Origin of the sequence: Chryseobacterium aquifrigidense, assembly GCF_006716485.1 — a bacterium.
Classification (GTDB): domain Bacteria; phylum Bacteroidota; class Bacteroidia; order Flavobacteriales; family Weeksellaceae; genus Chryseobacterium; species Chryseobacterium vietnamense.
Genome location: NZ_VFPD01000001.1, coordinates 2,743,980 through 2,769,276, shown reverse-complemented (window position 1 = coordinate 2,769,276; position 25,297 = coordinate 2,743,980). Strand labels below are relative to the sequence as shown.

At 36.1% G+C, this 25,297-nt stretch carries 21 protein-coding genes; 12 read left to right on the top strand and 9 right to left on the bottom strand.

Translation table 11 applies throughout. The features are described from left to right. Positions 1-8: 8 nt before the first annotated feature. Complete coding sequence (locus FB551_RS12335) at positions 9-581, bottom strand: Crp/Fnr family transcriptional regulator (RefSeq protein ID WP_142017730.1); 573 nt, start codon at positions 579-581, stop codon at positions 9-11. Between the two features lie 84 nt (positions 582-665). On the opposite strand from FB551_RS12335, the gene FB551_RS12330 reads away from it, so the two are divergent. Then, positions 666-1,619 (top strand): helix-turn-helix transcriptional regulator, encoded by a 954-nt coding sequence (locus FB551_RS12330; RefSeq protein ID WP_047434461.1) that lies wholly within the window; start codon positions 666-668, stop codon positions 1,617-1,619. A 162-nt stretch (positions 1,620-1,781) separates the two neighbouring features. Here the strand turns inward: FB551_RS12330 and FB551_RS12325 are convergent, their stop codons facing one another. Further along, positions 1,782-2,273, bottom strand: coding sequence for a DinB family protein (locus FB551_RS12325; protein ID WP_047434459.1), 492 nt, complete (start codon positions 2,271-2,273; stop codon positions 1,782-1,784). Between the two features lie 171 nt (positions 2,274-2,444). On the opposite strand from FB551_RS12325, the gene FB551_RS12320 reads away from it, so the two are divergent. The 6 genes from FB551_RS12320 to FB551_RS12295 all read left to right on the top strand — a co-directional run bounded on the left by FB551_RS12320 (position 2,445) and on the right by FB551_RS12295 (position 9,677). Continuing rightward, positions 2,445-3,029 carry a hypothetical protein gene (locus FB551_RS12320; RefSeq protein ID WP_142017729.1) on the top strand — a complete coding sequence of 195 codons (585 nt, stop codon included), beginning with the start codon at positions 2,445-2,447 and terminating at the stop codon, positions 3,027-3,029. A gap of 345 nt (positions 3,030-3,374) precedes the next feature. Continuing rightward, positions 3,375-5,795, top strand: a complete 2,421-nt coding sequence (locus tag FB551_RS12315) for a TonB-dependent receptor plug domain-containing protein (RefSeq protein ID WP_142017728.1) — start codon at positions 3,375-3,377, stop codon at positions 5,793-5,795. A 192-nt stretch (positions 5,796-5,987) separates the two neighbouring features. Next, a complete protein-coding gene (locus FB551_RS12310; protein ID WP_047434450.1) occupies positions 5,988-6,557 on the top strand; it encodes a cob(I)yrinic acid a,c-diamide adenosyltransferase in 570 nt (189 codons plus the stop codon). After that, positions 6,547-7,194, top strand: a complete 648-nt coding sequence (locus FB551_RS12305) for a thiamine diphosphokinase (RefSeq protein ID WP_142017727.1) — start codon at positions 6,547-6,549, stop codon at positions 7,192-7,194. Before FB551_RS12310 ends, FB551_RS12305 begins: the two co-directional genes overlap by 11 nt. A 93-nt stretch (positions 7,195-7,287) precedes the next feature. Beyond that, complete coding sequence (locus FB551_RS12300; RefSeq protein ID WP_142017726.1) at positions 7,288-8,163, top strand: tyrosine-protein phosphatase; 876 nt, start codon at positions 7,288-7,290, stop codon at positions 8,161-8,163. 122 nt (positions 8,164-8,285) lie between these two features. Further along, positions 8,286-9,677, top strand: a complete 1,392-nt coding sequence (locus tag FB551_RS12295; protein ID WP_047434446.1) for a type III PLP-dependent enzyme domain-containing protein — start codon at positions 8,286-8,288, stop codon at positions 9,675-9,677. Between the two features lie 69 nt (positions 9,678-9,746). Here the strand turns inward: FB551_RS12295 and FB551_RS12290 are convergent, their stop codons facing one another. Then, positions 9,747-10,406, bottom strand: a complete 660-nt coding sequence (locus FB551_RS12290) for an HAD family hydrolase (RefSeq protein ID WP_142017725.1) — start codon at positions 10,404-10,406, stop codon at positions 9,747-9,749. A gap of 217 nt (positions 10,407-10,623) precedes the next feature. Here FB551_RS12290 and speB point away from each other — a divergent pair, with 217 nt between their 5' ends. From speB to FB551_RS12275, 3 genes are all read left to right on the top strand, one after another. After that, entirely contained in the window at positions 10,624-11,481 is an 858-nt protein-coding gene (gene speB, locus FB551_RS12285) for an agmatinase (protein ID WP_047434440.1), read from the top strand. Between the two features lie 69 nt (positions 11,482-11,550). Beyond that, positions 11,551-12,393, top strand: coding sequence for a bifunctional helix-turn-helix domain-containing protein/methylated-DNA--[protein]-cysteine S-methyltransferase (locus FB551_RS12280; protein WP_142018108.1), 843 nt, complete (start codon positions 11,551-11,553; stop codon positions 12,391-12,393). Between the two features lie 325 nt (positions 12,394-12,718). Then, entirely contained in the window at positions 12,719-13,327 is a 609-nt protein-coding gene (locus tag FB551_RS12275) for an alpha-ketoglutarate-dependent dioxygenase AlkB family protein (protein ID WP_047434435.1), read from the top strand. A 237-nt stretch (positions 13,328-13,564) separates the two neighbouring features. Here FB551_RS12275 and FB551_RS12270 read toward each other — a convergent pair whose 3' ends face one another. The 4 genes from FB551_RS12270 to FB551_RS12255 all read right to left on the bottom strand — a co-directional run bounded on the left by FB551_RS12270 (position 13,565) and on the right by FB551_RS12255 (position 19,445). Then, positions 13,565-15,424: a CocE/NonD family hydrolase gene (locus FB551_RS12270; RefSeq protein ID WP_142017724.1), complete on the bottom strand. Its 1,860-nt coding sequence runs from the start codon at positions 15,422-15,424 to the stop codon at positions 13,565-13,567. 241 nt (positions 15,425-15,665) lie between these two features. Next, entirely contained in the window at positions 15,666-18,434 is a 2,769-nt protein-coding gene (locus FB551_RS12265; protein ID WP_167497850.1) for a TonB-dependent receptor, read from the bottom strand. 96 nt (positions 18,435-18,530) lie between these two features. Next, positions 18,531-18,950, bottom strand: coding sequence for an SH3 domain-containing protein (locus tag FB551_RS12260; RefSeq protein WP_047434430.1), 420 nt, complete (start codon positions 18,948-18,950; stop codon positions 18,531-18,533). 6 nt (positions 18,951-18,956) lie between these two features. Beyond that, positions 18,957-19,445, bottom strand: a complete 489-nt coding sequence (locus tag FB551_RS12255) for a BON domain-containing protein (RefSeq protein ID WP_047434427.1) — start codon at positions 19,443-19,445, stop codon at positions 18,957-18,959. A gap of 220 nt (positions 19,446-19,665) precedes the next feature. On the opposite strand from FB551_RS12255, the gene FB551_RS12250 reads away from it, so the two are divergent. Continuing rightward, complete coding sequence (locus FB551_RS12250) at positions 19,666-20,916, top strand: dicarboxylate/amino acid:cation symporter (RefSeq protein ID WP_047434424.1); 1,251 nt, start codon at positions 19,666-19,668, stop codon at positions 20,914-20,916. Positions 20,917-20,922: 6 nt separating this feature from the next. After that, entirely contained in the window at positions 20,923-21,645 is a 723-nt protein-coding gene (locus FB551_RS12245) for a phytanoyl-CoA dioxygenase family protein (RefSeq protein ID WP_142017722.1), read from the top strand. 46 nt (positions 21,646-21,691) lie between these two features. Here the strand turns inward: FB551_RS12245 and FB551_RS12240 are convergent, their stop codons facing one another. Beyond that, on the bottom strand, positions 21,692-22,459 hold the full coding sequence (locus tag FB551_RS12240) for a hypothetical protein (RefSeq protein WP_142017721.1): 768 nt from the start codon (positions 22,457-22,459) through the stop codon (positions 21,692-21,694). An 11-nt stretch (positions 22,460-22,470) separates the two neighbouring features. Beyond that, entirely contained in the window at positions 22,471-25,272 is a 2,802-nt protein-coding gene (locus tag FB551_RS12235) for a GH92 family glycosyl hydrolase (protein WP_142017720.1), read from the bottom strand. Positions 25,273-25,297: the final 25 nt, after the last annotated feature.

Sequence of the window (25,297 nt, the reverse complement as noted above, 5' to 3'; positions counted from 1 at the left end):
TTCAATAACTAAAACTTCTGTGCTCTTATTCTACTTAAAGAAACCTGAGTGATTCCGATATAGTCTGCAAGATCTCCGAGACTGATGCGTTGGATAAGATCCGGTCTTTGCTCCATGAAATTATGGTAGCGTTTTTTTCCGTCGTCTTCCAGCATCTCACTGATCCTTCCCATCATATTCACCGGAGCTTTGGAATAAAGTTTACTGAAAAGTGTTTCTGCAGTATGGTATTTTTTACATAATCCTTCAATTACATCTCTGTGTACCCGCAGAACTTCAGTAGGTTCCAGGGCAACGATCATGTATTTTGACGGCTGTCCTGTAAGAAAACCGCTCAGTTCAGCGAAAAATGCATTTTCAGTAAAAAAAGTCATGATAAAATCTTTATCACCATTATCAAAAAACAGTTTTACCAATCCCCTTTCAATAAAATAGAAATATCTGCACGTTTCATCTGCTTTTAACAGAAAATCCCCTTTTCTGTAAGCTTTGGATTCCAGATGGGATACAAGTTCGTCTATGACTGCCTGTTCCGGTTTTAAAATTTTTTCAATAGACTGAACAAAATGACTATGAAGCATAAAGAAGATACTGTTTGATTAAAAATAAAATTAATAAAAAAAGCCGTCTCATTTCTCAAAAAAGAATTTTAGCTTTGTTACATAATGAACGATCACTATCTAAAAAAACTCGATAGGGTAACGGCTATCCTTACCCAATTACAGTCGAAACCTGTTGTACGGGCACAGGATCTGGCTGAAAAGTTCGATGTAAGTATCAGAACCATTTACCGTGATGTGAAAACTCTCGAAAATGCGGGTATTCCTATTGTTGGAGAAGCGGGTAACGGCTATTCTTTAATGGATGGTTACAAGCTTCCTCCGATTATGTTTACCAAAGAAGAAGTGTTAAGTTTTATTACTGCTGAAAAACTGATGCAGAAATTTTCCCACCAAAGTCTGGGAAATCATTATCAGGCGGCCATGGAAAAAGTGCGTTCTGTACTGAAATATTCTGATAAAAACCTGATTAAGAATATTGAAAAGCAAATCGATGTTTTCAGCTTTCATACAGATTCCGGAGATTCACTTAAAAATGTAATTCCTATTATTCTGGAAAGCATTGCAGAGAAAACCCAGCTCAATATCAGATATAAGACTGTAGATGGAAGAGTGGATAACAGAGCTATTGAAACAGTCGGGATGTTTTTCGAATTTAATATCTGGTACATCATGGCATATTGTACTTTAAGAAAAGATTTCAGGCAGTTTCGTATCGACAGGATCCTGGAAATCTCCAAAACACAGAATCCTTTTCTGCAGGAATACGGACAAGTGAATGATTACCGTAAAAAATCGAATGGAAATAAGGTTAAAGCGAAACTTCTGGTTGACAAAAAGATCATGAATCATTTGGTAAATTCTAAAAAATATTACGGATTGATAGAAGAAGTAGAAACCGAACAGGGAATGGAGCTCACCTTTGAGACAGAATGGATCAGTGATGGATTTCCCCGCTGGCTGATCACTTTTGCAGATTATGCTACCGTTCTGGAGCCGGAAAGTCTTCGTACACGTTTGAATGAAATGCTCGTTAAAATGGTGGAAAGACATCAATAATAAACCCCAACAAGACAGCTGTTGAGGTTTAAAGACTTAATTGAGGCAAATAAATGAAATGTTTGGAGTAAAAGGCAAAATTGCAAATCAGCAAATTTGTTGTGTCGCAAAAAAAGATATAAGTTGTGTTTAACCTTTCTGCAATTGTGCCTTTTTACTTTATTAAAATCTCTCCCAGAAGAAAGGAGGTTCAATTCCTAATGCTCGAAGATAAACATAACCTTGTCCACGGTGATGAACTTCGTTGTCTACAAAATAAAGAATGTTCTGATATACCGGAAATTCATATTCTCCGAATAAATTGAAAGTTTCCTGGAAACGCTCCTCAGAAATCATATTGAAATAATGGTTGATTACTTCTGTTTGTTCATCCCACTTTTTTAAAAGTTCTTCTTTTGTTTTTGGATTAAAAGCTTCTTCGTTGTAAGCTTCCATAGTTCCTTCAACAATTCCCTTCAAAGCAGGTCCGCCAATGCCAATCAGCTCTACTGCCAGTTTTGCAAACGGTCTCATTCCGCCTATTGAAAATTCAAATAAATCTTTTTCTGGAAAAGCTTCAATAACTCTTCTTGTCAGATTTCTGTGTCCCTGCCAGTCATGTAATAGCTGTTCAGAAGTCATGAATTGTTTAGTGGCTGTTGCTGTAGTTGTCATAATGTTTTGTTTTTGTTTGTTGTTGATACAAAGGTAAGACAGGGTTATGACAACAGTTTGTCAGTAGTATTTCGGATCGTAAAAAAATATTTTTTCTTTCTTAAAATATTGATCCCTACTTTTGCGTTAGAAGAAAAGTATATTAATAAAGAAATCGCCATTATTAGAATTATGAAGAAGTATATTTTGCCTGTTATTACAGCTTTTTTATTAGTATCATGCAATAAGATAGAAGAAAAAATTGACCAGACCGTCCAGAAAACAACTGAAACTGTACAGCAAAAAACGCAACAGGTTGTTGAAGAAGCCGTAAAGAAAACTGTAAATGAATCTATTAATTCTATAACGAATTCCGAAGATGTTAAGTTCAATACCGTTTTTCCTGGTACCGAAGCTGCTATTGTTTCGGAGGAAAAAGGAAAGAAAATCAGAATTCCGGGAAGACCTCAGGGATATATTTTAAAATATAAAGCCGACATTGCAGTGTTGCTGCCATTTTTGGAAGGTCAGCCAACATCGGACGAAAAGAAATCTGATAAAACGGCCAGAAAGATTGATGGACAGAATATTATTGATAAAATAAGCTTTATATCAAAATTTCTTCCTGACAATACATTTGATACCAAGGTTCTCGAGGATCTTAAATCCGATAAAAATATTCAGTATTATAAACTGAAAAGATTTCCCAACAGTAGTACCATTATCTACAACCCAAAAAATCAGACCATCATACAATACGTAGAGGTAAATAAATAATTTGGATATGGCCGGTTTCTCCCGGCCATTTTTTATTCCTAATCATTTCATTCATTGCGAGCCATAGGCGAAGCAATCTCAACCCGTTGAAAAATACTTATCAGAACGAATTAAATCATATTTATTTCTGAAGTTAACTAATTAATTTTTTTATACAAATAAGATGTTATTGATTTATTTTTTTTCATGTTATTAATAAATTACTTTATGTTTTGTAAATCAATTCTTGTTTTTTGTGAAATGGTATAATTTTCGCAAATATGGAATTGAATTATTATTATATATTTTGTTTTTGTATTTAATATTAATTTTTTTACTAGATTTATTGAATAATTAACAATTGACATGAAGAATAATTTATTTAATGGAAAAATCTATGCATTAGTATTAAGCGGAGCTGGTGCAATGGGATATGCTCAGGACAGCATAAAACAAAATAAAATAGATGAGGTTGTGGTAACCACCGGTAGAACCAAGCCAAGAACCATCATTACCTCAGCAATTCCCATTGATAATATTTCTGCTGTACAGTTAAAATCCACCGGGCAGGTAACTTTTGATAAAGCTTTAACCTATGCCGTTCCATCTTTCAATTCATCACAACAAACCGTTTCTGATGCAACGGCTCATTTTGATCCTGCAGATTTAAGAGGATTAGGGCCTTCCAGAACATTGGTTTTGGTAAATGGTAAAAGAAAAAATCAAAGTGCATTAATTTATGTAAATGATACCCCGGGAAAAGGTGAAGTAGGTACAGATCTGAAAAGTATTCCTTCAGCAGCTTTACAAAACGTAGAGGTATTGAGAGACGGGGCATCTGCACAATACGGTTCTGATGCTATTGCAGGAGTAATTAATATTATTCTTAAGAACAGTGTTGGAAAAAGTACGGTCAATCTTTTTTCAGGTGTCACTTCAAAAGGAGATGGTTTTAATATCGGAGCAGATTTCAATATGGGAATCAGAGTCGCAAAAACCGGAAGTCTGAATCTTACACTAGGATTTTCCTCCCAAAATAAAACGAACCGTGCCGGCTCTATTACAAAAGATGAACTTTTTGGTGTAGATAATGCCTGGACTCAGGCTAACCCTGGTTTAGGAATGATCATTGGACAACCGGAAACAAAAGTGGGCAATATGTTTGTCAATTTTGAATTGCCAACGGGTGAAACAGGTAAATTTTATGCTTTTGGGGGGACAACGTACAGAAGTGGGACCAGTTTTGCTTTGTACAGAACACCTTATTGGGTAACTTCAGATTTTGGCTTATTAACTCCAAAAGGACAACCTTACAATGGTTTTCAGCCGGAATTTAAAACAGATGTTTATGATTATAATCTAACCTCCGGGTGGAAAGGTATGTTTGGAAAATGGAGTTTTGACGGGAGTGCGACTTTTGGCTCTAATGCCGTAGATTATGCTGTAGCAAACACGATTAATACGTCTTTGGGTGCCAATTCCCCAACCCGTTTTAAGGCAGGTGGTCATCAGTTCAGTAATATTATAGGAAACATAGATATCAGCCGTGATTTTGGTGCGCTTGTTTTAGGAGCCGGAGCTGAAGTACGCAATGAAAACTATCAGGCAAAGGCAGGAGAAGAAGCGTCTTATACAGGAAGTGGTGCAGAATCATTTCCGGGACTGCAGCCTCAAAATGAAGTTAATAAAAACCGTCAGAATATCGGAGCTTATATGAATGCTGAGTGGGATGTTACGAAAGACCTGCTGCTTGGAGGAACGGTGAGATATGAAAACTTCAGTGATTTTGGAAATAATGTTTCCTGGAAAGGAAATGCAAGATATAAGATATTAGATGATAAATTGGTTTTTCGTGGGTCTGTTTCTACCGGATTCCGTGCACCTTCCTTACACCAGATTTATTATTCCAATGTTCAGACAAAAATTACAGGGAATACGGTAGCTAATCAGGGTACCTTTAATAATGATTCTCAGATTGTAAGATCTGATCTTGGAGTGGCTAAATTAAATGCTGAAAAAGCATTTAACATTACCGGAGGATTGGCCATAAAACCTTTTAAAAATCTGACTATCACAGCTGATTATTATAGAATAAAAATTAAAGACCGGGTACTTTTCTCAGGAGATATTGGTTACAAAACAGGCGCTCCGGGGAGTCCGGATCTGACAAATCCAGTGGAAGTCATATTAAACAATAATAAAATAACCTCCCTGAAGTTTTTCACCAATGCAGTAAATACCGTTACTCAGGGGATAGATTTCGTTGCTAATTATAATACTTCCGCTATTGGTAAAGGAAGATTGGGAGTTATTGCTGCTTTCAATTACAATGAAACTAAAATAGTAGATAATATCGCCGTTCCACCTATTTTGGCTCAAAATGGTTACTCAGAAAACTTTTTTGACAGAAAAGAACAGTCCAGAATTACCTCTGCAAGACCAAAAACAAAAACTATTCTGAGTCTTTCTTATGATATTACAAAGTTTAATTTTAACTTAAACAATACTTATTTTGGGTCTGTTACCTGGCAGCACGCCACTGATCCTGCCAAAGATCAGACGTTTTCCGGTAAGGTAGTTACAGACGTAGTTTTAACCTATAAAATAACGAATGACCTTAAAATTTCCGGAGTGGTAAATAATTTATTTAATATCTATCCGGATGTCATAGACAGCAAAGGAGATGTGGTAACGGACCTTGGAGGAAGGTTCAGATATCCTTGGGAAGTTAACCAGTTTGGATTTAACGGAACCACTTTTCAGCTCAACGTCAATTATACTTTTTAATCTTACAATAAAGAGATCAGCATTGCTTTGTCATGCTTAACAAGGGAAAGTAGTCTCAAAAGATATAAAACCTTTATACACAAATATTAACTGACATTAGTTTTTAATGTCAGTTTTATTTTTTCAGACCGGACAGGAAGCTATTACTATATTTTACTTTTTACATTGTATAAAAAAAGGTATTTTAGTACTATGAAAATTTATACAAAGACAGGAGATAAAGGTCAGACTGCACTATACGGCGGAACAAGAGTTTCTAAAGCCAGTGCCAGAGTAGACAGTTATGGAAATATAGACGAGCTGAATTCATTCATCGGGATTGCAAAAAGTCATATCGAAGATCAGGAAGTGCTGAGACAGCTGAAGAAAATACAGTTTGATCTGTTCACTGTAGGTTCAGAAGCGGCAACACCTGTGGATAAGCTGATGCTTGCCAATGGGAAATCCCGCCTTCCGATCATTATTTCAGAAACGGAAATTGAAGAATTGGAACAATGGATGGATGCTTTTGACGAAAAACTGGAGCCACTTCAGTATTTTATTTTGCCTGGAGGAGGCAAATCAGCGACTTTTTTACACGCAGCCAGAACAATATGCAGAAGAGCAGAGCGTTCACTGGTATTTCTGAATGAATCCGAAGAAGTACGTCCCGAACTGATTAAATATTTAAACAGGCTTTCAGATTATCTTTTTGTATTGGCCAGATATATTTCAAAACTGAACAATGAACCGGAAGAATACTGGAACCCGAATGAGAGATAGAGCATTACTTTTCATCAATGGAGATGCCCCAAAATCATTACCCAATCCGGAAAATTATGGTTTGATTGCCTGTACAGACGGTGCTTTCCATTATTTGAAAAGAATGGGATTTCCTCTGGATAAGCTGGATTTTATTTCCGGTGATTTCGATTCGCACTCGGGATCAGATGAGGATATGTATGAGGAAAAATTCATCCTTACATTAGATCAGGAAAAAACAGATTTTCACAAAGCGCTGGAAATTATTCAGGAAAAAGGTTTTTCAGAGGTTGAGGTTTTCGGAGGAAGCGGTGGCGAGCAGGATCATTTTCTTGGAAATCTTACCGTTGCTTTTGCATTCAAAGACCAGATGAAAATAAAATTTTATGATGAATTCTCAGAATATTATTTTATTCCCCATCATTTTACACTGAAAGGAGTGAAAAATAGAATGATTTCTCTTTATCCGTTTCCATCAGTGAATAACATCACTACAAAAGGACTCAACTGGCCTTTGACCAAAGAAGCCCTAAGCATTACTTCAAGAATAGGAACCCGGAATTTCGCTGTTGAAGATGAGGTTTCCGTGGAATATGAATCAGGTGATGTCTTGTTATTTGTAGGAATTAGTGAAATAGAATATCCAATAATCTATTAAAGAATCAATTATCAATAGAAATGGGCTTTAGCCCGTTTAGATAAATAAATAAAGTCCATTGGCTTTAGCCAAAACATATTATAAAAAAGGCTATTGAATAAACTAATCAAAATATCAGTTTTCACCATTTCATTATGCAGTATTGTTTCATGCAAAACACAGCATTTTGAAACACCTGAATATGGTAAAAATGAAACTGAAAAAGTAATTCATGTTAAAAAAGTAACGAATTTCCGGACGGTAGGAAATATTAAAAATACAGAAGGAAGAACTTTAAAAGAGGGAAGTTTTTACAGAAGTGCCCATCTTCATAAGCTTAAAAAGAAATCTTTTGATGATATTAATAAGCTGGGAATAAAAGAAATAATTGATCTTAGAAATTCTAAAGAAATCTCTCAGAAACCGGATCAGCTTCCTGCATCGGTAACTTATAAAAAATATTCAGCGTTTGAAGATGAAGGAGACCAGCTGGCTCAGGCTAGAAAGCTGGTTCTGAAAGGTAAAGTGAATGCATCTGATGCAGACAAAAGAATGATAGATTTCTATCGTGAGTACGTTACTGAAAATCCGGAAACGATAAAAAGGATTATTACCGAAATTCTGGAATCTAAAGATCCTGTTCTTTACCACTGTACCGCAGGAAAAGACAGAACCGGGATTACTACCGCGCTCATCTTGACAATTCTGAAGTTCGATAAAGAAACCATTTATAATGAATATCTGCTATCCAACAACTACAGAAAGGATATGGTTGAGAAAAGACTTCGTCTTGCCAATCGCTTACATTTTATCTATCCAAAGATGGATTTACAGGTATTGGAAAAACTGAGCTGGGTAGAAAAAAGGTATCTTGATGCAGCTTTTGGGGAGATCAATAAAAAGTATGGTTCTACAGATGAATATATTCAGCAGGTATTGGGGATTTCAGAAGCCAAAAGGAATGAATATATCCAAAAGTTTACGTATTGATTATCAGAGTTAAATTTCTACAAGATTCAATATTGGGTGTTTATTTAAAATTATAATAATTTTAACACCTAAAAATGAAAGTTTTTTAGCAATTTTGCATTTCTTAATTCACTTGTTTAGAAATGAAAATAAAGTACTCGGAACTTATTGATCAGACATTATATTTTCCTACTGAGGAATTTAATGTTTCTGAGAACAATTTGTTGTTTCACGACGTTCCACTGATGGACGTAGTTGAACAATTTGGCACTCCGCTAAAGATTAGCTATCTGCCGAGAATTTCTCAAAATATTCAGAAAGCAAAAAGCTGGTTTAAAGAAGCTTTTGAAAAAACCGAATATAGAAAGAATTATACCTACTGCTACTGCACAAAATCCAGTCATTTTAATTTTGTATTGGAAGAAGCATTGAAAAATGATATTTCAATAGAAACTTCTTCTGCTTATGACATGGATATTGTAAAGTCTCTTTATGAAAAAGAGAAAGTAGATAAAAATATTGAAGTCATCTGTAATGGTTTCAAGACTGATGATTATCTGGCAAAGATTTCAGATATGATCAACAGCGGTTTTGAAAATATTACTCCGATTCTTGATAATTACAGAGAATTGGATAAACTTACGGAAAGCATCGATTCTACCTTTAATATCGGAATCAGAATTGCATCAGAGGAAGAACCGAAGTTCGAATTCTATACCTCAAGATTAGGGATCGGATATAAAGATATCATTCCTTACTACAGTCAGAAGATCGCGGAACACCCGAATGCAAGATTGAAAATGCTTCACTTCTTCATCAATACCGGGATTAAAGATACTTCTTACTACTGGAATGAATTGTACAAATGTCTTCGTGTATATGCACGTTTGAAGAAAATTGCTCCTGAAGTGGATTCACTGAACATCGGTGGTGGTTTTCCAATCAAAACTTCTCTGAACTTTGATTATGACTATCAGTATATGGTGGAAGAAATCGTTTCTCAGATCAAAAAATTCTGTGAAGAGGAAGGAGTAGAAGAACCTAATATCTATACCGAGTTCGGAAGCTTTACAGTAGGGGAAAGTGGCGCGAATCTTTATAAAATCATTTCTCAGAAACGTCAGAATGACAGAGAAAAGTGGAATATGATTGATTCTTCATTCATGACCACGCTTCCTGATACATGGGCTATTTCAAGACACTTTATCATGCTTCCGCTTAACCGTTGGGAAGATACATATGAAAGGGTATTCTTAGGAGGACTGACTTGTGATTCGGATGATTATTATAACTCTGAACAGCATACCAATGCGATTTATTTACCTGTTTTCAGTGATACAAAACCTTTGTATATCGGATTTTTCCACACCGGAGCTTATCAGGAAACTATCGGAGGGTACGGTGGAGTACACCACTGTCTGATGCCTCAGCCAAGACACGTCCTGATTCAGAAAGATGAAAACGGTGAATTGCAATACGAAATTTTCCGTGAAAAACAGGAACCGGAAGATGTATTGAAACTTCTTGGGTATTAAAAAAGTCAATTGGCTTTTCGCCAACGTATACAAAACAAAAGCTCTCAGATTTTTCTGAGAGCTTTTTATTTAAAAATATTTTGAAATTTTATCAATTTCCAGATCTTCATAATCAGAAATCACAGTGTCCGCCAACGTGTAATCCTGATTTTTGGAATGTTGGCTTCTGTACGCTGCACAGAAAATTTTTGCTCTGTGGGCCGCCAGAATCCCATTGGTAGAATCTTCAATCACCATACAGTTTTCCACAGGTTCTCCTGACATTTCTGCAGCTAAAAGAAAAACTTCAGGATGAGGTTTTGATTCCTTTAAATCTGCTCCGCTGATCTTCCCGCTGAAATATTGCTCCAGTCCGAATTTTTCAAAAACCATATTGATGGTTACCATCGTTGCAGAAGAAGCCAGAATCAGCTTGAGCCCATTTTCGTGATAATGCTCGATCAGTTTTCTTACTCCAGGAATTAAGTCGAACTCATCATCATTATAAAAATAATCTTTGAAATGAGACCTTTTGATTCCTGCAATTGTTTCGTAAGTATGATTTAAATTAAATTCATTAATCAAGGTTTCAGAGACTCTCTTGGTGGATGCTCCGGTAAAAGAGGTATATAATTCTTCGGAAACAGCAATTTCCAATTCATCAAACGTTTTGAAATAAGCTTTTCTGTGTAATGGTTCCGTATCTACAATGACCCCATCCATATCGAAAAGTACAGCTTTTAAAGGCATATTATGAGTTTTGTACAAAAATAGCTATTTGAGTTGAGAGTGGAAAGGGAAGAGGTGATAGATAATAGATGATAGATGATAGATGATAGATGATAGATGATAGGTTGCAGGTTTGTAACTCATAAACTCTCCGGCGCTCTTACTCTCCAACTCATAAACTCTTCGTATCTTTGTGGTCATATTTCAATTTTAAAACATTAAAATTTTTAAATAAAGCATGAGAACATACGCAGGAATTCCCGAGGAAAACGCAACGTTAGAGAATTCAAAGGTAATGTTGGTAACTGTTCCTTATGATGGAACTTCAACATGGGGAAAAGGAGCTGATAAAGGTCCGGAATTATTCTTAGACGCTTCTGAAAACATGGAGCTTTACGATATTGAAACTCAAACAGAACCTTATCTACAAGGAGTTTACTTAGCAGGAGAAGTTTCTGAAAATTCTACTCCGGAAGCAATGACAGAAGCCGTTTATCAGAAAACAAAAGAACTTTTGAATCACGAAGGGAAAGTATTTACTTTATTTGGAGGTGAACACTCTGTGTCTATCGGTTCTATCCGTGCAGTAGGAGAGAAATTTGAAAACCTTACCGTTCTTCAGCTGGATGCTCATACAGACTTACGTCCTGAATTCCACGGTTCTACTTCTAACCATGCTTGTGCAGTGTTTGAAGCTAATCAGAAACATAACTTAGTTCAGGTGGGAATCCGTTCTATGGATGCTGAAGAAGCTCAGTATTTACCGGAAGGAAGGGTATTCTTTGCTCACGAGATTGCGAACAACGAAAACTGGGTGAATGATGTATTGGAAAAAGTTTCAGGAAACGTATATATTACCATAGACCTTGATGCTTTTGATCCTTCAATTGCTCCTTCTACAGGAACTCCTGAGCCAGGTGGATTACAATGGTATCCAACACTTGAATTATTAAGAAAAGTATTTGAAAAATGTAATGTAGTAGCATTTGATATTGTAGAATTAATGGATTCTCCAATGGCTAAGCCAACCGCTTTCCTTGCAGCTAAGTTATATTATAAAATGCTTGCTTATAACGATATTTATAACAACAACTAATTCCGCAAGAATCGGATTTTTTCTGCCGTATATTCTTTGGAAATTTGTGAGGTAAAAAACAATAGTATGATGTCCACACAAAGTCAGATAGATTATAACAGAATTGCCAAAGCGATAGAATATATCCAGCGCAATTTCAGGCTTCAGCCAAGTTTGGAGGAAGTGGCAGAGAATATTCACCTGAGCCCTGCTCATTTTCAGAAGATCTTTACAGATTGGGCGGGAACAAGTCCGAAAAAATTTTTACAGTTCATCAGTCTTGAACATGCTAAAAATTTATTGAAGGAAGAAAAAGCTAGTTTGTTTGATACTGCATACGAGACAGGATTTTCCAGTACCAGCAGGCTTCACGACCTGTTTGTAAAAATAGAAGGAATGTCTCCGGCAGAATACAAAAACGGAGGAAAAAGCCTTAATATTCATTACAGTTTTTCCGAAAGCCCTTTCGGAACTCTGCTGGCAGCTTCTACAGAAAAAGGAATCTGCTATATGGCTTTTGAAGACGATAAAGAAAAAGCATTCGGGGAACTGAAACAGAAGTTCCCCAATGCTTCTTTTATTGAAAAACAGGATGCTCTTCAAAAGAATGCACTGTCCATATTCGATAAAGACTGGACACAGCTCAATACGATAAAATTACATTTAAAAGGAACCGATTTTCAGTTGAAAGTATGGGAAAGCCTGCTGACCATTCCGATGGGGAAATTGTCAACTTATGGAACTTTAGCCGAAAAAATAGGAAATCCTAAAGCCTATAGGGCTGTTGGAACAGCCATTGGAAGTAACCCGGTTGCATTTCTTATTCCATGTCACCGTGTGATTCAGTCTACAGGGCATCTGGGAGGCTACAGATGGGGAAGTGATAGGAAGCAGCTTATTGTGGGTTGGGAAGGATCACATATTTACTCGTAGAATATTTTACCACAAAAGGATTCTACAATTATTAAATTTTGGCTAAAGCCAATGGATTAGATTATTTTTGTTAAATGGGCTAAAGCCCATTCCTATTGATATAAAGATTTGTGTCATTTGTGAAAAACATTGGTGCCATTTGTGTTTAAATATAAAAGCATTTGTTTCTTTTACAGTCGAAATATTACATTTGAGTTTTGGTTAAAACCAAATGGATTGTTGAATTATTTTAAAGCCCATTCCTATTGATCTGAATTCGTGTTATTTGTGAAAGATATTGGTGTCATTTGTGTTTAATAATAAAAACATGTAATTAAAAATCATGATGAGTCTATTCGAAGAAATATCCGATTATCCCCTTAATATACTTCCACACGATGGAACAGTCCATTATTACGGCAAGGTTTTCTCCAAAGAAAAATCGGATTTTTACTATGATTATCTGCTCAACCAGATTCCGTGGGAGAATGATGAAGCATTAATTTTTGGAAAACTGATTTTAACCAAAAGAAAAGTAGCCTGGTTCGGAGAGAAAGCTTTTGAATATACCTATTCGAAAAGAACAAAATATGCCAAATTCTGGACTCCTGAGCTATTGGAACTGAAGAAAAAATGTGAAGAAGTTTCGGGAGAAACCTACAATTCATGTCTGCTCAATTTATACCACGACGGAAGCGAAGGCATGGCTTACCACAGCGATGGTGAAACAGATCTGAAGAAACACGGAGCTATTGCCTCTCTGACTTTTGGTGCTGAAAGAAAATTTTTATTCAAACATAAAACAACCAAAGAAAAGGCAGAAGTATTCCTTGAAAACGGAAGCTTATTAATTATGAAAGGTACTACACAGGACAATTGGCTTCACAGACTTCCACCCACTACAAAAGTGAATACTCCCAGAGTAAATCTGACCTTCAGAACCATTGAAGAATAGTTTTTTGAGGCACTTTATTCTCAATCTTTGTCACTCCGTAGGAGTCTCAATACTACTTTATCTGACCGTAAGCTAATTACTTTAAATATAAAGATAACTTACTGTTTCCATCAATAGAAGTGGGCTTTAGCCCACTTATCAAATAAATCAACATGCATCTGGCTTTAGCCAAAACCTAAAAAATAAACTGTAAGTATTCAAAAATAAAAAGCTGTTCGTCTGAACAGCTTTTTCAATTTATTTTAAAACTTCAGCTTCAATAGAGCTGTCATCATATACTTTAATAAATGCTTTGGTGTAATCCTCTTTATTGGCAAAATTCGGATTATCCATAAATTTCTGCGGGTTGACTGCAAAAAGCGGGAACCACGTACTGCTGATCTGAATCTGGATTTTATGTCCTTTTTTGAAGGTATGAACCACATCCTGAAGTCTGAAATTAACAGCCGTTTTTTGATTAGGAACCAGAGCTTCTCCCTTTTCTTTGGTATTTCTGAATCTTGCAGGCATAATTTCACTTCTTACCATCTGGTGATAGTTTCCATAGATCACCCCGTCCTTCTTTTCTGCAGGCTTGAAATCTTCAGGATAAACGTCAATCAGTTTTACTGCAAAATCAGCATCTGTGGATGTGGAAGCAATATTCAGTTTGGCCATGATCTCTCCTGCAAATGTAATATCTTCAGTCAGAACATCTGTAGTAAAGGTTAATACATCAGGTCTTCCGACAGCAAATCTCTGGTCTTCCGACATATAATTTTTTGGAGTGAAACCATTGAAATCTTTTAAATGATCTGAACTTAAAACAGGATTGTCAGGATCACTGTAATATTCAGAATATCCTTGTCCTGATGATTTTTTCAAAGTCTTATCAGCCAGATAGAAGTTTACTTTCTGAGCATTTTTAGGCGGATAAGAAGCAAATTCTTTCCATTCTTTAGCACCGGTGTCATACATCAGCGCTTCAGGAAGTCCTGCATCTTCTTTGGTATTGCCTTTCAGGTAATGATTGAAGAATTTTGTTTCAATATTTTTCTGGTAATAGGTAGCAATACTATCCCCAAAATACGTTTCACTATGGAAATGTTTTCCCTGTTCCTGAGACCAGCCACCATGAGAGAAAGGGCCCATTACGATCGTGTTTTTGGCTTTAGGGCTGGTTTTTTCGATGGTTTTATAGATATTTAATGGTCCGGAAAGATCTTCTGCATCAAACCATCCGCCAACAGTCATGACAGCATGGTTGATATTTTTAAGATGAGGAAGAAGTCCTCTTTTTTGCCAGAATTCATCATAGTTGGTATGATTCATAATTTCTGTCATGAAGAAATTATTCTTGTAATATTTTTCATATCCGTTTTTCAGCGTACCCATATCTCTGTAAAATTTCAGGCCATCCTCAGAAGTCTGCTTGATGAAAGAATCCATATACCAAGCCTGTTTTTCCGGCTTTGTTTTCTGAACCCCAAAAACCGGGAAGGTTCTGAAATAGCCCAGCATAAACCTTCCGTTGTGAAGGAAATCGTCATTCCAGAAATCAGAAATGGGTGCCTGTGGTGAAGAAGCTACCAAAGCAGGGTGTTGTGACAACGTTCCTACAGCAGTATAGAATCCGGGATAAGATGTCCCGAACTGACCTGCTTTACCATTATTGTCCTTGATGTTTTTCAAAAGCCATTCTATGGTATCATAGGTATCTGTACTTTCATCAACATCTTTTTTTGTTTTACGTTCTACTTGTGGAGTCATATTGGTAAAAGTACCTTCACTCATATATCTTCCGCGTACATCCTGATACACAAAAATATACTTGTCTTTCATCAGATAGGCGTTGGGACCTACCTTCGTTTTATATTCACTTTCTCCGTAAGGGGCGATGCTGTAGCAGGTTCTCTGCATCAGAAACGGATATTTGTTTTTGTTTGATATATCTTTTGGGATATACACTGCTGTGAAAAGCTTCACTCCATCACGCATTGGAATATAAAATTCTTTCTTGGTGAAATTATCTTTAACGAAAGTATCTTTCTGTTCCGTTTTCTGGGCTTTTCCTAGAATGAAAAAAAGAATACATAATACTGAAATATGGATCTTCATAAAAAAAATTTGCTGCTAATTTAAAAATAAAAATAGGTTTATCTGTATATCTTGTTTAAAAGGTTAGTGTAAAAACCACCCCGTCAAAAATTCTTTGAATTTTCGCCACCCCTCCGGAGGATGGGAATATTACATCTTCAGTTGTAATGGTGTTCGGGGGTTAAGTTTAGGTTATTCACAAAAAAAAGCCGGAAATATCCGGCTGTTGTCAAAAATATATATTAAAAAGTATGGTGTTGCATTACTGCGTTTTTTTTCCTGCAAACTTATTCAGTTTCATGCTGATGGAAAACATGATATAGCGTTTCAGGATAAGATCTTCACGGTCTTCAAAATAAGAATCGGTGATGGTTCTTCTTACACTTTGATTTTGATTGAGTACATCATAGATTTTCACCTTTGCTGTAAACTGCTTTTTATAGAATGAATATCCAAGACTGGTATTCCAGAAATAGAAATCCTTTTTAAAGCCGGGAGCAATATTGGAATTGGTATTGTATTCAAAATCATTCCCAAATACAAACCTTCCCTGCAGCATATAATTAGTCAGTTCCAGTTTTAAGGATTGATTGGCTGTATTTACATTCGTTACATTGTAATTGGTATAATTTGAAAAATTGTATCCAAGTCTGTAAGAAGGCTTGATGGTCATTTTATCTTTAATCTCATAGATCAGATTAAGACCCGGATTAAGACTATAGGTGTTGCTGGTAAAATTCTGGCCGTCTATAAAACCGTTATTGTAAGCATAATTCATATTGAATCTCGGGTTGATGGTAAGTTTGTTATTTTCCCATTTCAGGGTTTTACTGAAACCTGCACCGGCATTGATGCTTTTGTTTCCGCTTACATTGTCGTAAGTGATCACCTGTTTTCCTGCATTATCATAGGTAGAAAAATTGATGATGTCATTATTTCTGTACGTAAAACCAATATTGAAATAGTAGCTGAGATCTTTTACTTTGTTATAATTACTGAAATAGAGATAAAGATTGTTGGTCCAGGTATTTTTCAAATTAGGGTTTCCCTGATAGGTAATCAGGGGGTTTGATTCATCTTTATACGGAGTCAGTTGTTCTGCGGTGGGAATGGTGAAATTGGAATAGTTGTAAATGTTTAAGGTTTTTCCTTCACTCAGCTGATAGTAAAGATTGACATTATATTGGGGCAGTACAAAATTTTTCTGCAGATCATATTGCTGTCCGTTATAGATAGAATTTACCTTCATATCTGAAATATCAAGATTCATGGAAGCCCAGAAATTCAGTTTCTTTTTATTAAGCTGATAGGTGAACTCAGGAGAGATCTGATTAATTCTTTGCTTCATATTGTTGGATAAAAGCTGATTGAATTTGGTGTAATCTCCTGTCGTATTATCAAAATCGTTTACATTTCTCAAATCTCTGGCAGATCTTGTTTCATATTTTACTTCAAAACTTACACTTGAAGAATCGGAGACAGGTTCTGTATATCCGGCAGTAAAATTAAAACTGCTGTTCTGATTTTTATTTCTGGCTAATTGATCCCTGTTGTCTACTGTTGTTCCATTAGGTTGATAGAACGTGTTTTGAGACTGGTTCAGGTTGTCTCTTTTAGATTCGGAAATAGAACTGTTCATATTCGCTGAAATCGAACGCCCTTTTTTCTTGAATTTTCTTGAAAAGTAGAGGTATGGATTAAATGAGTTGCTTTCCGAATCATTACTTGAATAAGCATTACTTTCATTCAGAAGACTGCCATTCCTTAAAGAAGAAGATCTTGAATTATTGAAACTGAAGCTGCTGTTTTTTGTAAACCTTGGAGAAAGGTAGATACTTGTCATGGAATCTAATTTAATTTTAGCCGAAGTATCAAAATTGTATTGTTTGGATTCATTTTCTCCGTTACTTTCAGAATTGGTCTGAAGGGTGTAATTGGGCAGAAGGGTAGATCTTGAAACTTTAGATCTTGTTTCCATATTAGAATCAGAGTGCATCAGACTGAAAGAATCCAGGTCAGCATCTTTTCCCAGCTTGTCACTATAGTTTAATCCAATTGTTGTAGACCTTTGAATTCCTTTTGCACCGCCACCCTGGCTATAGTAAGTTACATTTCCTACCGTGGAGACAGATCCTCCCTGCATCATCCAGGCATTCCGGCCATTTCCCATACTGTCAAAAACCTCATCTCTCGAAAATCCCTGTGAATTGATGTTGTTGGAAGAAGCCAACAGACTTATTTTCGTATCTCCTTTAAAATAACTGGCCAGTCCGCTTGCTTCATATCGCTTATCTGATCCATAGCCGACCGTAAGTCTTGTCAGTAAACCTTTATTTTTCTTTTCATCAATATTAAAATTGATGGTGGTATTCTGAGATTTGGCTGCTTTTCCGCTGAGTTCTTCCTCCTTGGTCTTGGTGGTGGTAAACTGAATATTTTTGATAATATCTGCAGGTAAATTCTGAAGGGCAATTTTACCGTCTTTATCAAAGAATGGCTTACCGTTAATCATGATTTGATCTACTTCTTTTCCATTCACGGTAATCTTTCCTTCATTGCTGATCTCTACGCCGGGGATCTGTTTCAGAAGTTCTTCAATTTTACTGTCCGGACGTACTTTGATAGCGGCAGCATTAAATTCAATGGTATCTTTTTTAATTTTTACCGGAGAAACTGTGATTTTTACCTCATCAATAGCATTCACAATACCTTGCTTCTCCAGCTGAATATCTCCCAGAGATAATGACTGATCTATTTTTTCGAATTTTTTTGAATAGGAAGATAGTTTATCCGCATCAATCTTCAGAATGGAAGGTTCTTTCATTTCATCAATCTTCAGAGAAAACTTACCTTCCTTGTTCGTGGCTGTGTAATTGATAATGGATGAATCTTTTTGTTTCAAAAGATAGACGGTGGCATTTTCTATCGCTTTCTTTTCAGAATCTGATATTTTTCCGTCAATGTGTAGTTTTTGGGCGTGCAGAATAATGACTGTGAACATCAAAGTCAATAGCAACAGAGTTTTCTTCATTAGTTTTTTTTTCAGAGCCGTAAAAATATAAAAACATCCCAAAATTGGGATGTTTCTATGCTTTTTTTGTGAAAATTTATTATTTTTTAATAAAAATTATGCTCTTAAATATCTTGAATAAGCATATCCTTCCTGGCCGTCAGCATTTTTTACTTTCCACCAGTCATCAGAAGTTTGCTCAATAAGAGTTACAGAAGAACCTTTGGCAGCTTTACCTACAACGGCAGCTTCAGTAGAAGGCTCCTGTCTGATGTTAAGATTAGATTCTTCCGTTGCTACTGTTAAAGAAGCTCCTGAAGAAAGACCTGCAACCTGTACATCAATATTGATATCTGAAGCAGAATAAGTAGAATCAATAGCTCCTAAAGCGTTCCATACAGCATCTTTAGCTGCAGTATTGGAAGCATTTCCGGAAACATAAAGAATTCCGTCCTGCTCCTGAACCTGAAGATTGGAAATCCCTGCAGACTGAGCTGCTGAAACTACGCTTGAATATTTATCTTGTAATTCGCTCATCTTAAATTATTTTACGATTAGGTTGTTGTTATACTTTCCGATTTTCAAAGCATCTACAGATTCTTTGATTTTTCTAGCCTGTAGGCCGGAAACATTTCCTGTAAGCGTAAGCTGTCCGTTTACAACTTCTACTTTTACAGAAGGGAAATCCTTCACCGCATCCTGAACTTTTTTCTGAACAGCAGGATCTACAGCAGAAGTAGTTTCCACTGGTGCAGGTGCAGGAGCAGCTGCTATAGTAGACATATCCATTACGTCTTTTACTCCACTGATTGCTTTTAATTTTGCAATCATTGCGTCTTTAGACTGTTGATCTGCGAAAGTACCGCTTAAGTGAGCTACACCTTCTTTTACTTCAACAGAAGCATTGGGATTAGAAGTTACTATAGTTGTAGCCTGAGTCTGAAGGTCGGCATCAGAAACTTTCTTTTTACAAGAAATAGCACCGAAAGATACAGCTACAGCTAATGCAGCCATTGCAATAGTTTTTTTCATATTGTATATTTATTAATGTTGTTATACACTCAAATGTAATAATAAAATTTGTACCAAAAGAATAAAAATTCAATAAATGTTTCTTAATTTTTTTACAATATTTTCTAAACCAGGGTTTTAATTTTCAGGGATTAAAAACTTAATGCGAAATTCAACTCTATAGAAGAAAATCGTCTGCCAATTGAAAAACCATTATATTTGCGCAAATTGAACTATATATATGAAAGGACAGAATAAACTTTTTATAGCAATTATCATTGCCCTTCTTCTGGGTGTAGGAATTGGAGGTATTGTACACGTGAGCTATCCGGATAGTGCAGAACCATTTTCTAAAAATATAAAACTGTTGGGAACAGTTTTTATCAGATTGGTACAGATGATCATTGCTCCATTGGTTTTTACGACGTTAGTAGTGGGGATTGCCAAAATGAGTGATATTAAAATGATCGGAAGAGTAGGTACAAAAGCCATGCTTTGGTTTATTTCCGCTTCTCTGATTTCCCTTTTTATCGGGTTGATCCTCGTTAACTGGCTGGAGCCGGGGCATGTTACAAAATTACCGATTCAGGATGTTGCCTCTGCTGATGAACTTCTTAAAAGCAGCAAAAGTTTTTCTATGGAAGACTTTGTAAAACACATGATTCCTAAAAGTTTATTTGAAGCCTTCGCCACCAATGAAGTACTGCAGATTGTTGTATTTGCGGTAATGTTCGGAGTTGCACTGGCTAATTTAGGAGAAGAATATGCTAAACCTGTAGTAAAGCTTTTTGATATCATTGCTCATGCGATCCTTAAAATGGTAGGATATATTATGTGGTTTGCGCCGCTTGGAGTATTGGGAGCTATTGCAGCTGTAGTGGCCACCAATGGGTTTGAAATCTTTAAAGTATATGCTATTTATTTAAGAGACTTCTTCTTTGCTATAGGAGTGCTTTGGCTGGTCCTTTTATTGGTAGGATATTTCATCTTAGGAAACCGTCTTTTTGACCTTTTAAAAAGAATTAAAGAACCATTGCTGATTGCTTTCTCTACCACAAGTTCAGAAGCAGTATTCCCGAAATTAGTTGAAGAACTTGAGAAATTCGGATGTAACAGCAGAGTAGTCTCTTTTATCTTACCTCTAGGATATTCATTCAATCTGGATGGAAGTATGATGTATATGACATTTGCTTCAATTTTCATTGCTCAGATCTACGGAATTGAAATGACTCTTGGACAGCAGATTACCATGCTTTTGGTATTAATGCTTACTTCAAAAGGAATTGCGGGAGTTCCGAGAGCTTCTCTGGTAATTATCGTAGCAACCTGTTCCATGTTCGGGATTCCGCCGGAAGGAATTGCTTTGATTTTACCTATTGACCATTTCTGTGATATGGGTAGAAGTATGACGAACGTATTGGGAAATACACTGGCAACTACAGCGGTTTCAAAATGGGAAGGACAATTAACTGAACCATTAGACAAAATTTAAATATCAATGAGTTTAAATAACTTAAAAAATCATAAAAGCCATATTGAAGAATATGGCTTTGCTGTTATTAATAATGTGTTTTCGCAGAAAGAGTTAGAAGATATCAATCTTGTGCTGAAAAATATTGACACCTCTAAAGAAAATTTCAGAAAGTCTGAAGACCTTTTTGCCATAAGACAGTTTTTAAAAGAAGTTCCTGAAATCAAAGACCTTGTGTTTAATGAAAATATCAGGGAAGTGATAAAGGAAATCTTCGGAGAAAAATATTTTGTAGTTAAAAGCATCTATTTTGATAAGCCTGAAACCTCCAACTGGTATGTAGCCTATCATCAGGATCTGACTATTTCTGTAGATAAAAAACTGGAATTGGCAGGTTTCGGCCCATGGACTACCAAACAAAATCAGTTCGCAGTACAGCCACCACTCAACGTTTTGGAAAATATCTATACCATCAGAATCCATCTGGATGATACCGATGAAAACAACGGAGCGCTGAAAGTGGTTCCACAATCTCATGCAAAAGGCATTTACAGACCCGAGACTATTGATTGGACTGTAGAAACCGAAGAAATCTGCAACGTGGAAAAAGGGGGAATTATGCTGATGAAACCTTTAACACTTCACGGTTCCAACCGAACCACCAATGGAAAGAAAAGAAGAGTCATCCACATCGAATTTTCTGACATGGAACTTCCGGAGGTCCTGCAATGGTCGGAAAGAATGAATTGACCAATAAACCCTTCTTCAAAATTTTGAAGAAGGGTTTATTTTAGTATTAATCACAGGAGATGACCTCACCGTATGGGTCATTTATATTCTCTTTATGATAAGATAGGAATAAAAGGGCTTCTTTTGGGTTGGGATTCCAGAAAGATGTCGGCGTGAAGACTTTCATCTTTGTTTTCAGTATATTTTCTATCATACTATCCTTACTTCCAAAAGTTGTAACAGGAGTAATTTCCTGAATTTTTGATGTGTCATCTATTTTTACTTTATAGATGGCAAAAGGCTGCTTAGGCTTGAATCCACTGATTTTTGATAAATCAGATCTAGATTCAGTTTGGGTTTCATCATAGCAATGGGAAAACTGTAAGCCTATAAACCTGAATGTATTATTATTTAAATAGGTAAAGGCCTTTTCCTTATTTTTAAGCCACAAATTTTCAGCTTTTGTTGGTTTATTTTCCAGTTTTGATTTTGGAGTACAGGATGAAATGGAAGGCGTATTATTATTTTTATTTAAAAAGATCAGATACCTTTCATTAGGCAGTACATCAATTTCACAAGCTCCGGAATAGGAATTTCCAATGAGTCCTCTCACATTCATGGTTTTGAATGTTGTTCCCTTATACATCTTTTCAATTTCAATATCTGCTTTATAGGTTCTTTGCTCAGTATTTTCGTCATATACTTTCAAAATTTTGATAATACCTACAAATTCAGAATTTTGATAATTATATGCTAATGTTTCATATACACATGAGCAGGCTGAAACTTTTATGACACTTAAAAGTATAAAGGATAGTAATAATAATTTTTTCATAATTGTATTTTTTATTTCGCAGAAATCTCATCAATAAAGATATACGCATCACCTCCTGCTCCCTGATGCCATTCCGGAAGTTTTCCGAAGTAGTACGCTTTTACTTTGATGTATCGGGCTTCGGTAGGAAGAATTTCAGTAGAAAAGTCTTTAATCTGTACTTTTTCATCCTTTGGATCGATGTTGTTGTCAACCGTCTTAAGAAGAACAAAATCTTTTCCGTTCATGGAAGCATAATATTCTACTTTCTTAGGCATCATAATCCATGCTCTGCTGTCCTGAAGATAGGTGGAAGATAATGCTTTTATATTCTGGGGGGATTTAAAATCAATAATAGCTTCAAAATTTTGCCCCTGATATCCTTGCCATTCTCCTTTTCTCCAGTTCACATCTCCTCTGATTCCGTCGATAAGAGCCAGGTTTCCGGTAGCGCTGTACTGTGGAGTCACTTTTGACAGAATATTAATATCCCAGTAATTAGGTCTTCTGTTGAAATGAGCAGTGGTTACAGAACTTTTCTCTCCGTTTCTTTCAACATAAGCCATTACCTGAGTGGTTTTAGTGATGGAGAATGGTCCTTTATAAGTTGAGAACGTTTTTCTTTTATTGCTGTCACTGTCATCCATCGTCATATAATATACTTTGTCGTTTGGATGCAGTGGAGTGATTTCTACTTTGGTAGAAAAATCAAAAATTCTGTCTGCGGCAATTACTGGGGAAGCGGTTTGTTCAGAATATTTAAAATCTTTAACAGGTTTTACATTTTCGAATCCTAATTTTTTGAAATCAGCTCTTCCTGTATTTTTGGTAATCGTTCTTGTTGTGCCGTCTTCAAGATGAATTTTAACTTCATCAAAATAAGGTGTTGTGGTTTCCCATTCCGGTAATCCCGGAGTTACAGAATAAATTCCCATAGAACTTAGAATATACCATGCACTCATCTGTCCGCAGTCTTCATTTCCGATGAGTCCGCCGGGCGTGTTTTTATAAAAATTATCAAGGATATATTTTATTTTGGCATCTGTTTTTTCTGGCTTATCTACGAAATTGTACAGATAAGCAATGTGGTGGCTTGGTTTATTTCCCTGGGCGTATTGCCCCATTAATCCTGTAATGTCCACTTGTTCTCTTCCGGTAGTTTTATCAGGAGCGGTAAAAATAGCATCAATGAACTTTTCAAATTTTTCTTTTCCTCCATGGGCTGCAATAAGCCCGGGAATATCCTGCTGTACAGAATAAGAATAGTGCCATGAGTTTCCTTCCGTATAATTGTTATTGACTTCTCTCGGATCAAAAGGTTCATACCAGTTTCCGTTTTTTCTTGGCTGCATAAACCCTGTTTTGGGATTGTAAAGGTTTTTCCAGTTCTGAGAACGTTTCATGAAATACTGATAATCTTCCTTTTTGCCTAAAATTTTTGCCATCTGCGCAATACACCAGTCATCATAAGCATATTCTACTGTTTTGGAAACACTTTCATGCTCATCATCTATGCTGATATAATGATTCTGTTTATACGCATTCAAACCAAAAATATCCTGCATAGCTGAAGCTTTTGCTGCCTGAAATGCCTTTTCATAATCAAACCCCTGAATTCCTTTGGCCATAGCATCAGCAATGACAGAAACGGAGTGGTAGCCAATCATACATTCTGTTTCATTGGAAGCCAGTTCCCATACCGGAAGTTTTCCTCCCTGTTCGTATTGTTTGATGAAGGTATTGATAAAATCAGCAGTTCTCTTTCTGTCAATTAAAGTCATTAGCGGATGAGCACCTCTGAAGGTATCCCAAAGGGAGAATACGGTATAATAATCAAAACCATTGGCATTATACAATTTGTTGTCTCTGCCTCTGTATTTTCCATCAACATCCATATTGATATTGGGTTGTGTGAAAACATGGTAAAGAGCAGTATAAAAAACGGCTAATTTGTTTTTATCATCGGATTTCACCTCAATTTTTGAAAGTTCTTTATCCCACTCCGATTGTGCCTGTTTTTTTACTGCTTCAAAATCTTTTGACTGTCCTTCTGCCAGCATATTTTTTCCTGCTCCTTCATAGCCTGTAGGCGAAAGAGAGACTTTTACACTGATCTTTTCTCCTTTTTTAACGTTGGCTGAAAATGCCAGGGCAAGTTTTGTTCCGGTAAAAAGATTGCTTTCTTCTTTTCCATTGACCTCTTTTTTTGAAATTTTCATAGGTTTTGAAAACTCAATTCTTGCATAAATGTATTGGTTGGTAGCCCATGCTTCGCTTCTTCTGAAAACTTCAATGGTTGTATCATCAATAATTTTTACTTCACCTTCCAGAAGTTTATCCCTGTGATTGAGGTCTAAGATAATATTGGCATTGCCAGCATTGTTAAAAGTGTATTCATGATAACCGACTCTTTTTGTCGTTGTAAGGCGAACATCGATATTGTTTTTATCTAATTTGACAGCATAAAATCCTGCTGTTGCTTTTTCATTTTTATGCGAAAATTTTGAAGAATACTCTTTGCTGTTCAGGCTTGGATTCCCCATGGTGGGCATCAGCATAATATCACCATAATCTGAAACACCTGTACCATTTAAATGCGTATGAGAAAAACCATAGATCACAGAATCTGAATAATGATAACCGCTGCATCCATCCCAGCTTCCGTCAATTCTCGTATCGGGAGAAAGCTGTACCATCCCGAAAGGAACAATTGCCCCCGGAAAAGTGTGGCCATGGCCTCCGGTTCCTATCATAGGATTGACATATTGAGAGTAATTCTGTGCGCAAATAATCTGAGTGATACATATGGAAAATGCAATAAGCCCTTTTTTCATGTTTTGATTTTAAAGAACGAAGATA

Coding starts and splice junctions, on each gene's coding strand:
- FB551_RS12325 (WP_047434459.1), bottom strand. CDS start 2,273: ATGACAACTACAGCAACAGCCACTAAACAATTCATGACTTCTGAACAG.
- speB (WP_047434440.1), top strand. CDS start 10,624: ATGAGAACATACGCAGGAATTCCCGAGGAAAACGCAACGTTAGAGAAT.
- FB551_RS12235 (WP_142017720.1), bottom strand. CDS start 25,272: ATGAAAAAAGGGCTTATTGCATTTTCCATATGTATCACTCAGATTATT.
- FB551_RS12265 (WP_167497850.1), bottom strand. CDS start 18,434: ATGAAGAAAACTCTGTTGCTATTGACTTTGATGTTCACAGTCATTATT.
- FB551_RS12240 (WP_142017721.1), bottom strand. CDS start 22,459: ATGAAAAAATTATTATTACTATCCTTTATACTTTTAAGTGTCATAAAA.
- FB551_RS12260 (WP_047434430.1), bottom strand. CDS start 18,950: ATGAGCGAATTACAAGATAAATATTCAAGCGTAGTTTCAGCAGCTCAG.
- FB551_RS12290 (WP_142017725.1), bottom strand. CDS start 10,406: ATGCCTTTAAAAGCTGTACTTTTCGATATGGATGGGGTCATTGTAGAT.
- FB551_RS12280 (WP_142018108.1), top strand. CDS start 11,551: ATGTCCACACAAAGTCAGATAGATTATAACAGAATTGCCAAAGCGATA.
- FB551_RS12330 (WP_047434461.1), top strand. CDS start 666: ATGAACGATCACTATCTAAAAAAACTCGATAGGGTAACGGCTATCCTT.
- FB551_RS12305 (WP_142017727.1), top strand. CDS start 6,547: ATGAGAGATAGAGCATTACTTTTCATCAATGGAGATGCCCCAAAATCA.
- FB551_RS12310 (WP_047434450.1), top strand. CDS start 5,988: ATGAAAATTTATACAAAGACAGGAGATAAAGGTCAGACTGCACTATAC.
- FB551_RS12320 (WP_142017729.1), top strand. CDS start 2,445: ATGAAGAAGTATATTTTGCCTGTTATTACAGCTTTTTTATTAGTATCA.
- FB551_RS12275 (WP_047434435.1), top strand. CDS start 12,719: ATGAGTCTATTCGAAGAAATATCCGATTATCCCCTTAATATACTTCCA.
- FB551_RS12245 (WP_142017722.1), top strand. CDS start 20,923: ATGAGTTTAAATAACTTAAAAAATCATAAAAGCCATATTGAAGAATAT.
- FB551_RS12250 (WP_047434424.1), top strand. CDS start 19,666: ATGAAAGGACAGAATAAACTTTTTATAGCAATTATCATTGCCCTTCTT.
- FB551_RS12315 (WP_142017728.1), top strand. CDS start 3,375: ATGAAGAATAATTTATTTAATGGAAAAATCTATGCATTAGTATTAAGC.
- FB551_RS12270 (WP_142017724.1), bottom strand. CDS start 15,424: ATGAAGATCCATATTTCAGTATTATGTATTCTTTTTTTCATTCTAGGA.
- FB551_RS12255 (WP_047434427.1), bottom strand. CDS start 19,445: ATGAAAAAAACTATTGCAATGGCTGCATTAGCTGTAGCTGTATCTTTC.
- FB551_RS12295 (WP_047434446.1), top strand. CDS start 8,286: ATGAAAATAAAGTACTCGGAACTTATTGATCAGACATTATATTTTCCT.
- FB551_RS12335 (WP_142017730.1), bottom strand. CDS start 581: ATGCTTCATAGTCATTTTGTTCAGTCTATTGAAAAAATTTTAAAACCG.